Source organism: Curtobacterium sp. MCJR17_055, assembly GCF_003224335.1.
Lineage (GTDB): Bacteria > Actinomycetota > Actinomycetes > Actinomycetales > Microbacteriaceae > Curtobacterium.
Genome location: NZ_QKLF01000006.1, coordinates 39,095 through 52,189, shown reverse-complemented (window position 1 = coordinate 52,189; position 13,095 = coordinate 39,095). Strand labels below are relative to the sequence as shown.

The following is a 13,095-nucleotide window of genomic DNA, read 5'->3' as shown; positions in this document are numbered from 1 at the left end:
GTCCCCCGCTAGCCTCGGCGCATGGCTCCGAGGAACACCGAACTGACGCTGACGACCGCCCGCCTGAGCATCGAGCCGCTCGCGGAACGTGACATCGACGCCTTCACGGAGTACCGACGTGACCCCGATGTGGCTCGGTTCCAGTCGTGGGACACCGACTACTCCCGGGCGGACGCCGAGCGCCTGGTCACCGATCAGCCCGACGGGCGGCTCCCGTCGTCCGGGTCCTGGCTGCAGCTCGCCGTCCGCGAGACCGGGTCCGACGTGCTCCTCGGCGACCTCGCGCTGCACCGCCTCGAGGACCAGCCGGACACCTTCGAGGTCGGCGTGACCCTGGCGCGGTCATCGCGGGGCCGCGGGATCGCAACCGAAGCGCTGGCGGCTCTGCTCGACCACCTCTTCGACGACGAGCACGCCCACCGGGTCGTCGCGTTCTGTGATCTGCGCAACGACGCGGTCGCACGGCTGTTGACCCACTCGGGATTCCGACAGGAGTCGAGGCAGGTCGACGCCGACTGGTTCAAGGGCGCGTGGACCACGCTCGACGGCTACGCGCTGCTCGCCCGCGAGCGCAGCGGGGTGGCACGGAGCGGCACCCGCCCCTGAGGGGCACTGGCCCCGCCTGCCGCACCCGCGCCTCCCGGCCGAGCACCCCGTCTCACGGTGGCCTGCTCCAGCGCGGCCTCCGCGCGCTCCTCACTGCCCGCCGCAAGCCCGCGGTTGATCCGGCCGCGCGACGCCAGCCAGATGCCCACGCCGGCCAGGACGACCAGGACGACCAGGACCTCGGTGAGGGTCAGCGCTCAGATGATCCCCGCGAGTCCGAACCACAGGTCGCCGAGCAGGACGATCGAGATGAACAGGATCCCCTGCGCCATCGACATCACGATCGCCGGGGTGACGAGCAGAGCGGCCTGGAACAGCGAGGTGACGAGCCCGGTGAACCCGTTGACGACGGTCGCGACGAGCTGGGCGACCAGGACCGTCAGACCGATGGCCAGCACCGAGCCGCGAGGTCCCGTGGCTGCGAGGACCCACATACGCAACCCGTGGTCCCACGGATGTCCCCGGATCGTCCCGATGTGAGACTGCTCCTCCTGCCACCGAACACGATCGAGGGAACCCGATGCCCACCGAACCCCGCGCCACCGCCCTCGGCGGCCCTGTCCGGCACGGGCGGCAGCGCCGCCGTGGTCTCGTCCTGCCGACCATCGGCGGTGCCCTCACGATGGCACTGCTCCTGACCGGTGGCTACGCGGCGTGGTCGTACGAACAGCTCGACTCGAGTCTCACCAAGGTGCACATCGCGCAGTCCGCTGCGGACGGCTCCACGGTCGAGGACGCGGCCGACGACGCCGACGGGAAGGCCCAGAACATCCTGCTCATCGGGGACGACCACCGCCCGGCCGACGCCACGCCCCAGGAACTCGCCGAGCTCAGCACCCAGCTCGACGACGGCGCGACCAACACCGACACCATGATCGTGCTGCACATCCCCGCGGACGGCGGTAGCGCGACGATGATCTCGTTCCCCCGCGACTCCTGGGTCCCCATCCCCGGCCACGGCACCTTCAAGTTGAACAGCGCGTTCTTCGACGGAGCCGCGGACGGGGGCGGTGACGCCGGTGGGATGAAGCTCCTCATCCAGACCATCGAGAACACCAGCGGCCTCACCATCGACCACTTCGTGCGGGTGTCGCTCCTGGGCTTCTACCAGCTCGTCAAGGCGTTGGGGCCGATCGACGTCTGTCTGAACCAGGCGGCCCACGACACGAACTCCGGCGTCGACCTGCCCGCGGGACGATCGACCCTGAACGCGTCCCAGGCCCTGTCCTTCGTCCGGCAGCGTGACGGGCTGCCGCGCGGTGACCTGGACCGCGAGGTCCGACAGCAGTACTTCCTCTCCCAGGAGGCCCGGGAGGCGTTGTCGGCGCGCACGCTCCTGAACCCGGTGAAGGTCGCGGACCTGCTGCACGGCGTCGGCGACGCGGTGCAGGTCGACGACACACTGAGCATCCCCGACCTGGTCTCGACGTTCAGCCACATCGATCTGTCCGCCATCCGCTCGACCACGATCCCCACGGCCGGCACCCCGACGATCGACGGGTACGCGACGGTGGCCGTCGACTTCGCCGCCATGCCCGCCTTCATCCAAGACATCGTCGGGCCGCCTGCCGCGTACACCGCTGCGTCGGCAGCTGATCCCTCGACCGTGCACGTCTCGGTCCTGAACGGCGCCGGGACCCCGGGCGGTGCCACGACGGCGTCGAACGCGCTGACCGCGAAGGGATTCGTCGTCGGAGCGCCCGGCGACGCCCCGAGCACCAGCACGACCGTCATCGAGTACCCCGCGGGAGCGGAAGCGCAGGCGAAAGCGGTCGCAGCGGTCGTGCCCGGCGCCACGCCGGTCATGTCGACGACGGTGAGCGGGGTGACGCTCGTCCTCGGCACCGACGGGCACACCGTCTCGACACCTGCACCGGCACCGGCTGGCGGAGCGAGCAGCGCGCCGGCAGCAGCACCCTCCGCTGCGAGCCACGCAGCCGAACCCGCACCCGCACCGTCGAAGCCGGTCGGCGACGCGTATGGGGCGAAGGGCACCTGCATCAACTGACCGGCACGGGTCGACGCGGAGGGACCACCGCCTCCCGTCCGGCCGTTCCTCGGTGCCGGCCGTTCCTCGGCGCCGGCCGTTCCTGGGTGCCAGCCGTTCCTGGGCTCCGGCCGGGGTCGGCGGGGCAGGATCGGCACCGGCGCGGCAGGAGCCGCGCCGCGTTCGCCACCCGACAGGAGCAGCACCATGGACGACGGATCCCCCGCCTCCGGGACACCAGCCGACGACAGCGACGCGGTCCTCGTCGTCGGGGCTGGCGGCGTCGTCGGGCGCAGCGTCGTGGAGCACTTCGCCCGCAGTGGTGTCCGCACGCGAGGTGCCAGTCGCCGCGCTCCGCAGGGCCCCGTGTCCGGCTGGGACCACCTGCCCGTCGACCTGTCCGACGCGGACGCAGCGGTCGACGGACTCCGGCTGGCCGCCGACACCACGCGCCTCGCGTTCGCCGCCTACGTGGAGCACGCCGATCTCGCCGAGCAAATCGCCCCGAACGTCGCGCTCCTCGAGAACACGCTCGACGCCCTGGATCGGCTCGATGCACCACTCCGCCACGTCACCCTCTACCAGGGCATGAAGTACTACGGCGCACACCTCGGCCGGTTCAGGACACCGGCGAAGGAGGACGACCCGCGACTCATGGTCCCGAACTTCTACTACGACCAGGAGGACCTGCTCCGCGAGCGCGCGGCGTCCCAAGGGTTCGCGATGACCGTGCTCCGCCCCGAGGCCGTGATCGGGTACGCGCAGGGCACGCCCATGAACCTGCTCATGGCGATCGGGACGTACGTCAGCATGACGAAGGAGCTCGGGCTGCCGCTGCGGTTCCCCGGCGCCCGCACCACCTACGACGGCATCTTCTACCAGATGACGGACGCCGAGCTCCTCGCCCGCGCCACCGACTGGGCGGGCACGACCCCCGCTGCGGCCGGAGAGGCGTTCAACGTCACGAACGGCGACGTGGTGCGCTGGAGCCACCTGTTCGAGCGCCTGGCCGACCACCACGGCCTCGACCTCGCCGAGCCGCAGTCGATGGAACTCGCACAGGTCATGCCCTCCCGCGAGGACCTGTGGCAGCGGATGGTGGAGCGGCACGGGCTCGTCGCCACGCCCTACGCCGACCTCGTCGACTGGCGGTTCGCCGACATGATCCTGAACTCGACGTGGGACAACGTCTCCTCCCTCATCAAGATCCGGCAGGCCGGGTTCGGGGAGTGCCACGACTCGGCGGACCGGCTCGTGGAGCTCCTCGACGACCTGGGGCGGCGCCGGATCCTGCCCGTGCCGACCCAGTGAGCGCACCCCGCGATCATCGTCCGGAGCGATCCTGCGCTGAGGCGTTCACCCAGCAGGCGTCAGTGCCGAAGCGACGCGCTCCGCGATCGTGCTCTGCACGATGATCGCGCCGCGGGTCGTTTCCAGCCGAACTCCCGTGCCCGCGGACATCGCGAGCACGCGGGCCCCTTGAGAACGTCGGATTCCCACACCACCGAGGCGTACAGGATCGATCGTCACCACGGTCGCTCGCCGTATCTCCGCGAGTTCGAACGCGACCCTGAGGAACGGGAAGAACGAGATGCGGACCGTTCCGCCGGTCACGAGGATGGTGATCCGCGCGACCACCCCCGACAAGCCCGCCAGGAAACCGACCAGCGTGGCGACGAAAGTCTCGGCGTCGAAGCCGGTGACTGCGTTGGTGATGATGATCCCGCCAGCGAGAGCGCCGACCGCGGTCCCGAGCACTCGGACTGCGAATGGTGCTGCGATGCGATCGCGTAACTCAATCTGCGTGCTGTCGAGCGACAAACCAGTCTCGCTTTCTCGGGAAGATGTCTCCGTAGGAGGCGTTCGTAGGGACCAGGTGCAGGAGGAGCGCAGCCGCCATCACCAGCGAGAACGAGGTGATGCCCATGACGAGCACGATGGCGCCGTGGAGGATCAGCCCGAGCACGAGGAGACAGCGCCGGACCCTGGGAGCGAAGAGCGGTCCCATGGCGAGGACGAACTCGAGTGCGATGACCAGGAAGGTCGCGGGACCAGCGATGAGCGGCGCAATGGTCGCCGCCTGGATCACCGGAGCGAGCAGCGGCCCCGGACCGAAGGTCGGACTGCGGAGCCAGTAGTAGAGCGCGGTCCCGTTCGCCCACTCCGGTACCGCGAGCTTTCCGACGGATGCCTCGAGGTAGACGACGAAGATCTGCGATCGAACGAGCGCCCATCCCACGAACGCCAGGCTGCCGCGTCCTGCAGCACATCGATCCGATGTTCTACTCGACCACGAGGTCCGGCGCCAGTCCGTGCAGCTGAGCGGAAGCAGCAGAAGGCCGAGGATCCCGTAGAGCTGGTCGCCCCCGTCGCCCAACGTCATCGTCACACTCGCGCTCACGATCAAGTAGGCCGCCGGTACGGCCGTGAGCCACGGGAGAACGCCACTGGCGAAGACCAGAAGGCACGAACCTGCAAGAACGCGAGCGACGTCGAGGTGTTGATCGAACAAGCAGAACAACGCCCAGCCGTTGTACGAGTCACAGACCGGCACTTCCGGCTGAGCAGTGCTGACCGTGAACAGGATCCATGCGGGGTTCATGAGCAGAGTCAGCGCCATCCCGGCGTAGAGCACACTTCTGGCAACTCCGAGCCCCGCTCCCCACGGGTAGGGGATCGTCCACCTTCTGCGATCAGGCATGTCGGCAACGCACCTCGAGCGCGATCGCCTCGCTGACGTATGTGCCTTCGTTGGAGATGTACCGCCACTCCCAGGGCGTCGGCTTCGTCGCTGCCAGAACGACGTTGCCGCAGAGCGTGGGATGGGGAAGCGGATTCAGGACGGACTGCCGTCGCTGACCGCTGACGCACTGCGGCAGATCCCTGCCATCGCACTCCCGCCATGCTTTCCTCGGGATCCCGGTGAGGACGGACGCCATCTCCACGCCCTGCCGACGCCCCTCCCGGCTCAATCCGCCGAGGAAGCGGAGCTGCGCGTTCGACAGACCCGCTATCTGGACCCATCGTCCGCCGTCATGGGTGTACGCGGTCGGGGTCGCTGAGCGAGCGGGCTTGGTGAAGAAGGCCCAACCTTGCGGAGCGATCCGGGAGAACAGAGCTCCGACGTCACCCTGCGCGGGCATCTGCACCGCGGCCGTTCCGCCGAGCCGACCTGCCAGCAGGTAGCTCGCGAACAGGACCGCGACGAGGAGCCCACAGGCCGTCACGGTCCGAGATGCTCTCCAGCGACGGACTCGATCATCGAGCACGGAAGATGTCGATCGCCTTGGCGGTCAGCAGGTCTTCGAGAGCCTGGCCGGTCGCACCTGTGGCTCGTCGGATCGCGTTCTCGCCGGCGACCTTGGTCGAGCCCACTGCCACAGTGGACGCGAGCGCCAGGACGCCGACCCCCACCGCCGCGACGGTGACCACGAGCACGGCGCCAGCGACCACCCAGACCAGCACGCCGCAATCCGTCCCGATCTCGCCGGGTACGTACGTCGACGAGGCGGCCGGAGCATGACCCGTCAGACCCTGCAAGGTGGGCATGCTCGGGAGTTCGGCTCCGAGCTCGGACATGGCCGTCTGAACTGCGATGGGATCGCTGGCTTGTAAAGCCTTCATCAGGGCTGCCGTCTGTTCAGGCACCCGTTGCTCCAACTCCGACACGACAGAACGAGCGATCGCGGCGGCTCTGGGCTCGGCCAGTGCCTTCTCGAGGGCAGAGGACTGCTCAGCCGAGAGCGGCCCGAGCGCCCCAGTGCGAAGCAGCTCTTCGCCGAAGCTGCCCTGCATGAAGAGCAGCCCCTCGAGGACCTCCGTCATCGACCAGGCTGTTGCACGAGACGGAGCGAGAGTGGAAGTGGCGTGAGCAGAGGGCGCCTCGGGCGCCGTCACGCCCGCGCTGAGCGCACCGATGACGACAGCAGCAGCGCCGACATGAGCAAGCCCGGAGTGCAGTTTCATGCCGCTAACATACTGGTATTCAGATACCTGTCAAGAACCGTCCATGCGGCCCGTTCCGTCCGAGGACACCGCGCCTTCTTCCCGACCCGCCGCGTCCTGGACAGCGCCGTCACCACCCGGGAGCATGAACGCCGTGGACCACCTCGTCGACCTCGATGCGCTCGCCCTGCTGCTACGCCCGCACCTGGACGACTGGGCGCGATCCGCCGCCGTCGGTCCTCTGACGTGGCGCGACGAGGACGCCGCGTGGCCACAGCCCATCGAGCGCCACCGCTCCCGTGTGTCGTCGCCGGAGTCGCTGGGTCTCCGGCTGTGGCGGGGCTCCGACGAACTCGAGCTCGTCGTGTGGACCGGTGGCTGGGCCGACGCGGACCGCTTCGTCGACGGCCGGCTGGAGGCGACCGCTCCCGACTTCACGGACGCGGACTCGGCGTACGCCGCGGTCGTCGACCTCGTGGCGGAGTTCCTCCACGCTGCCGGAGTCGATCCGGCCTGACGCCGGTGGCCCACCGGACGCGTTGCCCCTCAGGAGCCACAGGGCAGCCTGCCTGAACGCACGCGAACGGGGCCTCCCCTGGGCCGACGCCGCCGCGGTACGCTCCGGCACGTGGGGAGTCGGGGGATCTACGTCGAGACGGTCATCGACGCGCCACTCGAACGCATCTGGGACGCCACGCAGGACCCGGAGCAGCACGTCCGGTGGGACGTCCGCTTCTCGGAGATCATGCCCGAGCCCGCCGATGACGACGGCGTGACGCGGTTCACCTACGTCCGCCGGTCCCTCGTCCACGACGTCCACGGCACCGGCGTCAGCCTCGGCGAGCGCCGCCGTCCGGACGGCTCGCGTACGTCTGCCCTCCGCTTCGCGACCGCCGACCGCCTTTCCCCCATCCGCGCCGGCCGCGGATACTGGCGGTACGTCCCCACCGCGGACGGCCGGACCCGCTTCCTCACCGGGTACGACTACGACTCCGGCTGGGGCGTCCTCGACGTCCTCGTTCGGCCGCTCCTCGGCTGGGCGACCGCCTGGAGCTTCGACCGCCTCCGCATCTGGCTCGAGGGCGGACCCGAACCGGAGGCCTGGCCGCTCACGAGCGCCCTGCAGGTCTGGCGGCCGGACCGGCCACGGGCCTCCAGGACGCTCCGCGCGCCCGTCGGCGGCAGCCGACGCGACGACCACCTGCAGGATGCGCCAGCCACCGTGGCGGCCCTGCCCGAGCCAGGAGGCCCGGCATGACGTCCGTCTTCGAGGAAGCGCTGGGTGCCGACTTCCGTCGCCTGCACCCGATGATGCAGCGCCGCTTCGGCGTCGGCCTCGACGCCGCGGAGGCCTGCGTGGGCCAGGGCAGGATGACCATCCGCCGCGGGCCGTGGTGGACCGTGCCGTTCCTGCAGATCGGGCGGCTGCGGAACATCCTCGTGCCCGACGTCGGCACCGACGTGCCGTTCACGATCGAGAACTACCCCTACCGGGACGCCCTCGGGCGGGAGACGGTGACGTTCGTCCGCACCTACGCCACCCGCCCCGGCCGACCGGCACGGTTCGACGCGACGATGGTCCTGTCGGAGGGTCGGGTCCTCGACTACCTCGGGACGCACCAGCACCTCGCGGTCGACCTCGACCTGCGGGTGGACGAGCGCGGCGGGCTCGTGCTGACCTCCGACGAGCAACGCTTCCACGAGGGGCCGATCTCGTTCCGCTTCCCGATGCTGTTCAGCGGCCGCGCGACCCTGAACGAATGGTGGTCGGACGACGACGGCGCCTTCCACGTCGACCTCGCGGTGCGCAACCGCGTGTTCGGCTTCCTGTTCGGCTACCGCGGTACGTTCACGTGCGAGTGGGTGCCGGCGACCGATGCCCCCGAGCGGTTGAAGCCGCGGCGCACGGAAGCGCGGACCTGACGCCTGGGCCGATCCGGCGGGTGGTCAGGCGGGTGGTCCGGCGGTCTGCCTACCCGAGCGGCTCGACGCCGTAGCTGGTGACCACGGCCCGCAGCTCCTGCAGGTACGTCTGCGCCTGCACGGTGAGCGGGACCGAGGCGTGCGCGATCCACCCGATCTCGATGCGTTCGTCGACGTCGAGGGGGATGGCGACGATCTCGGGGTCGAGGTCGTCGCTGATGAGTCCCGTCGAGATCGTGTACCCGCCGAGGCCGATCATGAGGTTGAAGATCGTCGCACGGTCCGAGACGCGGATCTCCCGCTTGCTCGACATCGTCGACAGGATCTCCTCCGCCAGGTAGAAGGAGTTGTTCGCGCCCTGGTCGAACGTGAGCCGAGGGAGCTCCGCGAGGTCGGCGAGGGTCGCCCGCTCCTGGGACGCCAACGGGTTCCGCCGGGCGACGAAGATGTGCGGCTGCGCGACGAACAGCGGCGTGAACACGACCCCGGCGTCCCGCATCAGCTTGCCGAGGACCTGCCGGTTGAAGTCGTTGCGGTAGAGGATGCCCACTTCACTCCGCAGCGTGCGGACGTCCTCGATGATGTCCCACGTGCGGGTCTCCCGGAGCGAGAACTCGTACTCCTCCGCGTCGGCTCCCTCGACCATCCGGACGAAGGCCTCGACCGCGAACGAGTAGTGCTGCGCCGACACCCCGAGCAGTCGGCGTGACGCCTGCCGCCCGACGTAGCGCTGCTCGAGGAGGGAGACCTGCTCGACGACCTGTCGCGCGTACCCGAGGAACTCGACGCCGTCGACGGTGAGCACGACACCGCGCGCGGATCGGGTGAACAGCGGTCGGCCGATCCGTGTCTCCAGGTCCTTCATCGCGGCCGACATCGTCGGCTGCGAGACGTAGAGCAGGTCGGCCGCCGCACTGATCGATCCCTCGGACGCGACCTCGATGAAGTACCGGAGTTGCTGCAGGGTGATGTCGTTCGAGACGCGCGCCATAGCCGCAGGCTATACCGGCGCATAGTGATTCCGGATTACCTGATGACCCGTGCGCCGCGTCATGATCGAGCAACACCTCCCACAGTGCCTCCGGGCGCTCGACGTACGGACTGCCGACCATGGCGAACGACCTCACCTTCAGCATCACCAGGACCCGCTTCGACGAGGACTACTCCCCCGCGGAGAGCTCCCGGCTGACCACGAACTTCGCCAACCTGGCACGCGGCGAGCGCCGCCAGCAGAACCTCCGCAACGCGCTCGCCATGATCAACGCGCGCTGCAACGACCTCGCGGGCGAAGCGGGCAACGCCGACGGCGGTCGGTACCGCCTCGAGCTCGACATCGTCTCGGTCACGCTGCACTTCGAGGACGGCGGTCGCGCCGAGCAGTTCCCGCTGATCGAGGTGCTCGACGTCGCGATCCTCGATCAGCACACCGGGGAACGGCACCAGGGGATCCTGGGCAACAACTTCTCCTCGTACCTCCGGGACTACGACTTCGCGGTCCTGCTGCCGTCCCTGGACAAGAGCGCCGGCGTCCCCGACGACTTCGGCCAGCTCCACGGGGCGCTGTTCCAGCGATTCCTGGAGTCGGACGCGTACCGCGACCACTTCGCCGCCGAGCCCGTCGTCTGCATCAGCGTCTCCACGAGCCAGACGTACCGGCAGACGGGGTACGGCCACCCCGTGCTCGGCGCCGAGTACGAGCACGAGCACTCCTCGCTCACGGACGACTACTTCGGCCGGATGGGCATGCAGGTGCGCTACTTCATGCCGCCGGGTGCGAAGGCACCGCTCGCGTTCTACACGCGCGGTGACCTCACCGGCGACTACTCGGACCTCCAGCTCATCGGCACGATCAGCACCATGGAGACGTTCCAGAAGATCTACCGACCGGAGATCTACAACGCGAACACGGTCGCCCCGAGCACGTACCGCCCGACCCTCGAACACACGGACTTCTCGACGCCTCCCGTCACGTACGACCGGGAGGAGCGCAGCCGCCTCGGAGTCACACAGGGGCGGTACACGGAGGAGCACCTCGTGCAGCCGCACCGAGCACTCCTCGAGCGCTGGGCCTTCAGCCACACCGCTCTGACGCACTGACCTTCCGGCCCGCTGGACCCTGCCCCGCCGCCCGCCTTCCCCACCGACCGACAGGAACCACCCGCGCATGACCACCCTCCTGCCCACCGCGATCGTCGGCAGCCTGCCGAAACCGTCCTGGCTCGCCGAGCCCGAGCGGCTGTGGTCCCCCTGGCAGTTGGAGGGCGCAGCGCTGACCGAGGGCAAGCAGGACGCACTCCGGTCCGCCGTCCACGAGCAGGAGCGCCGCGGCATCGACATCGTCAGCGACGGTGAGCAGACCCGGCAGCACTTCGTGACGACGTTCATCGAGCACCTCGACGGCATCGACCAGGAGCGCAAGGAGACCGTCCGCATCCGGGACCGGTACGACGCCGCGGTCCCCACGGTCGTCGGCGCCGTGAGCCGTGCCGCCCCGGTGTTCATCGACGACGCGAAGTTCCTCCGGGCCCAGACCGACCGCCCGATCAAGTGGGCGCTCCCCGGTCCGATGACGATGATCGACACGCTCTCCGACCAGCACTACAAGAGCCGCGAGAAGCTGGCGTGGGAGTTCGCCACGATCCTCAACCAGGAGGCTCGGGAGCTGCAGGACGCCGGCGTCGACGTCATCCAGTTCGACGAGCCCGCCTTCACCGTCTTCCACGACGAGGTGCAGGACTGGGGCGTCGCCGCACTCGAGCGCGCTGCCGAGGGCCTGCACGCCGAGACCGCCGTGCACATCTGTTACGGCTACGGCATCGAGGCGAACAACAAGTGGAAGGAGACGCTCGGGGCGGAATGGCGGCAGTACGAGCAGTCGTTCCCGCTCCTGCAGCAGTCGTCGATCGACATCGTCTCGCTCGAGTGCATCCACTCCCACGTGCCGCTCGAACTCGTCGAACTCATCCGCGGGAAGAAGGTCATGCTTGGCGCCATCGACGTCGCGACCGAGACCGTAGAGACGCCCGAGGAGGTCGCGGAGGTGCTCCGTCGCGCGCTCGAGTTCGTCGACGCCGACAAGCTCATCCCGAGCACCAACTGCGGGATGGCGCCGCTGGCGCGGGGTGCCGCGCTCGACAAGCTCGGGGCGCTGGCAGCGGGAGCGGACATCGTCCGCAACGAGCTCGTCGGCACCGCCGTCGGGTCGGGAAGCTAGTCGCTACCACTTACAGGATTGCGCCCTCCGGAAGAAAGCCGCCCTGTTCGTTGCGTCGGCCAGGTGCTTGGCTCTCCATCCGGCCTGGAGGCGCGGCTGCCGTTCGACCGACAGGTCCCGTTGGTATTGGCGTCACCCCTCACCGCACCCGCAGACCTAATCGCCGTCCGAGCGGTTACTGAATCGACGCGAGCAAGCGACGACGATCGTCCCGAAAACTGCCGCGGCGATCCAGGTCCCAACGCCGAGCGGGCCCGCCAGGGCGAGGTCCGGCGGATGTTTCGCAGATGAGAACAGCAGCACCAGACCGCCGGCTGCGTTGAACGCGCCGTGCCCGAAAACGGCAGGCCAGACGGAATCGCTCCAGATCCGGAGCCAGCCAAGGAACGTCCCAACGGCGGTGGCTCCGACGATCATCAGGACGACCCCGGACAGGTCTGGACGATCGAAGTTGTAGCCCAGCAAGATGATCGGGCTGTGCCAGACGCCCCACACGATGCCGGTGATCAGCACAGCGGGCCAGTCGCCGACAGGCCGTAGGGCAGGGAGCAGAAAACCACGCCACCCGACTTCCTCTCCGAATGCGAGTACCCCGTTCAGAGGGGCGGCGATCGGGATCGAGATGACCTGCACGAGGACGAGTGCGCCTATCGGCAGAAGATCCCTCGCTTCCTCGGGAAGTAGCGCGGCAAATCCGCTGAACGTCAGGAGGTCGAGGCGGACGAGATGCAGGAGCGCGGCGACTGCGATGCCTGCGATGACGACAAGTGGAAGCACGACGATGCCGCCCAGTGAGAAGCGAAGGAGCTTTCCGAGCGGTCGGAGCGGGACGATTCCGAGCTGCCGGACAGCCTGCCGCACTGGAACGCGTTGCTGCAGCAGTACAACGATCGCTGCTGCAGTGCAGGGTGTGAACATCATGATCGGCAGGACCCACAGCGCGTGCGCCGACGCCAAGCCCACCGGATCGATCCACAGCGGCAGGCTGGCGAACCATCCGAAGCCCCAGGCCAGGACCGTGAAGATCAGGATCGGCTTCCAGCGGACCTCCGCTGCCACTGGCTCGGGAACGACAGGGCCATCAACGCGAAGCATCAGGTGCCTTCCGGACTGCTCGTTGCGCAGCGGCGACGCTCCACAACCCCCCGGCAAGCAGCACAGCAGCGCAGAGGATCACCGCGGACACGTCGTTCGGGCGCCCCGTCACCGCTGCGCTCATCCCGAGAACGATCACGCCACCGGCAGCAACGCTGGTCGGGAGCACGGCAGCCTGGTGTCCTCGGCGCCAGGCTGCCGCATCTCGCATCGTCGCTCGCGTACGAACACCGACGAATGAGTTCCGGCCGATGACGCCGACTGCGGGCAACACGACGAAGACCACGGTCACCACCGCCGCAACCATTTCGACGAAGATCACCTT

16 protein-coding genes are annotated in these 13,095 nt (G+C 69.0%); 8 read left to right on the top strand and 8 right to left on the bottom strand.

Going from position 1 to position 13,095, the window contains the following annotated elements; genetic code table 11:
• The first annotated feature begins 21 nt into the window (after nt 1–21).
• Complete coding sequence (locus DEJ16_RS13930) at nt 22–606, top strand: GNAT family N-acetyltransferase (protein ID WP_110825868.1); 585 nt, start codon at nt 22–24, stop codon at nt 604–606.
• A 197-nt stretch (nt 607–803) separates the two neighbouring features.
• Here the strand turns inward: DEJ16_RS13930 and DEJ16_RS13925 are convergent, their stop codons facing one another.
• Nucleotides 804–1,046, bottom strand: a complete 243-nt coding sequence (locus DEJ16_RS13925; protein ID WP_146232895.1) for a hypothetical protein — start codon at nt 1,044–1,046, stop codon at nt 804–806.
• 80 nt (nt 1,047–1,126) lie between these two features.
• Between DEJ16_RS13925 and DEJ16_RS13920 the strand changes: the two genes are divergently transcribed.
• Nucleotides 1,127–2,614 carry an LCP family protein gene (locus DEJ16_RS13920; protein WP_110825866.1) on the top strand — a complete coding sequence of 496 codons (1,488 nt, stop codon included), beginning with the start codon at nt 1,127–1,129 and terminating at the stop codon, nt 2,612–2,614.
• Nucleotides 2,615–2,800: 186 nt separating this feature from the next.
• Nucleotides 2,801–3,904, top strand: coding sequence for an SDR family oxidoreductase (locus DEJ16_RS13915; RefSeq protein WP_110825865.1), 1,104 nt, complete (start codon nt 2,801–2,803; stop codon nt 3,902–3,904).
• Between the two features lie 45 nt (nt 3,905–3,949).
• Here the strand turns inward: DEJ16_RS13915 and DEJ16_RS13910 are convergent, their stop codons facing one another.
• From DEJ16_RS13910 to DEJ16_RS13895, 4 genes are read right to left on the bottom strand one after another with little or no spacing between them, the layout of a single operon-like run.
• Entirely contained in the window at nt 3,950–4,414 is a 465-nt protein-coding gene (locus tag DEJ16_RS13910; protein ID WP_146232894.1) for a hypothetical protein, read from the bottom strand.
• On the bottom strand, nt 4,389–5,294 hold the full coding sequence (locus tag DEJ16_RS13905) for a sporulation-delaying protein SdpB family protein (RefSeq protein WP_110825863.1): 906 nt from the start codon (nt 5,292–5,294) through the stop codon (nt 4,389–4,391). Before DEJ16_RS13905 ends, DEJ16_RS13910 begins: the two co-directional genes overlap by 26 nt.
• A complete protein-coding gene (locus DEJ16_RS13900; RefSeq protein WP_110825862.1) occupies nt 5,287–5,820 on the bottom strand; it encodes an SdpA family antimicrobial peptide system protein in 534 nt (177 codons plus the stop codon). Before DEJ16_RS13900 ends, DEJ16_RS13905 begins: the two co-directional genes overlap by 8 nt.
• Before the next feature lie 31 nt (nt 5,821–5,851).
• The gene (locus DEJ16_RS13895) at nt 5,852–6,559 is read right to left on the bottom strand and encodes a hypothetical protein (protein ID WP_146232893.1); all 708 of its coding nucleotides are present in this window, start codon (nt 6,557–6,559) and stop codon (nt 5,852–5,854) included.
• Between the two features lie 124 nt (nt 6,560–6,683).
• Between DEJ16_RS13895 and DEJ16_RS13890 the strand changes: the two genes are divergently transcribed.
• From DEJ16_RS13890 to DEJ16_RS13880, 3 genes are all read left to right on the top strand, one after another.
• Nucleotides 6,684–7,055: a hypothetical protein gene (locus tag DEJ16_RS13890; RefSeq protein ID WP_110825860.1), complete on the top strand. Its 372-nt coding sequence runs from the start codon at nt 6,684–6,686 to the stop codon at nt 7,053–7,055.
• A gap of 111 nt (nt 7,056–7,166) precedes the next feature.
• Nucleotides 7,167–7,796, top strand: a complete 630-nt coding sequence (locus DEJ16_RS13885) for an SRPBCC family protein (RefSeq protein ID WP_258365996.1) — start codon at nt 7,167–7,169, stop codon at nt 7,794–7,796.
• On the top strand, nt 7,793–8,461 hold the full coding sequence (locus DEJ16_RS13880; protein WP_110825859.1) for a DUF4166 domain-containing protein: 669 nt from the start codon (nt 7,793–7,795) through the stop codon (nt 8,459–8,461). Before DEJ16_RS13885 ends, DEJ16_RS13880 begins: the two co-directional genes overlap by 4 nt.
• A 49-nt stretch (nt 8,462–8,510) precedes the next feature.
• Here the strand turns inward: DEJ16_RS13880 and DEJ16_RS13875 are convergent, their stop codons facing one another.
• Complete coding sequence (locus tag DEJ16_RS13875; RefSeq protein WP_110825858.1) at nt 8,511–9,452, bottom strand: LysR family transcriptional regulator; 942 nt, start codon at nt 9,450–9,452, stop codon at nt 8,511–8,513.
• A 119-nt stretch (nt 9,453–9,571) separates the two neighbouring features.
• Here DEJ16_RS13875 and DEJ16_RS13870 point away from each other — a divergent pair, with 119 nt between their 5' ends.
• The gene (locus tag DEJ16_RS13870) at nt 9,572–10,558 is read left to right on the top strand and encodes a putative oxygenase MesX (protein ID WP_110825857.1); all 987 of its coding nucleotides are present in this window, start codon (nt 9,572–9,574) and stop codon (nt 10,556–10,558) included.
• Nucleotides 10,559–10,625: 67 nt separating this feature from the next.
• Nucleotides 10,626–11,675: a methionine synthase gene (locus DEJ16_RS13865; RefSeq protein WP_110825856.1), complete on the top strand. Its 1,050-nt coding sequence runs from the start codon at nt 10,626–10,628 to the stop codon at nt 11,673–11,675.
• Nucleotides 11,676–11,831: 156 nt separating this feature from the next.
• Here DEJ16_RS13865 and DEJ16_RS13860 read toward each other — a convergent pair whose 3' ends face one another.
• Nucleotides 11,832–12,770 carry a CPBP family intramembrane glutamic endopeptidase gene (locus tag DEJ16_RS13860; RefSeq protein ID WP_110825855.1) on the bottom strand — a complete coding sequence of 313 codons (939 nt, stop codon included), beginning with the start codon at nt 12,768–12,770 and terminating at the stop codon, nt 11,832–11,834.
• Entirely contained in the window at nt 12,757–13,092 is a 336-nt protein-coding gene (locus tag DEJ16_RS13855) for an SdpI family protein (protein ID WP_110825854.1), read from the bottom strand. The genes DEJ16_RS13860 and DEJ16_RS13855 overlap by 14 nt, the downstream gene beginning before the upstream one ends.
• Between the last annotated feature and the right edge of the window lie 3 nt (nt 13,093–13,095).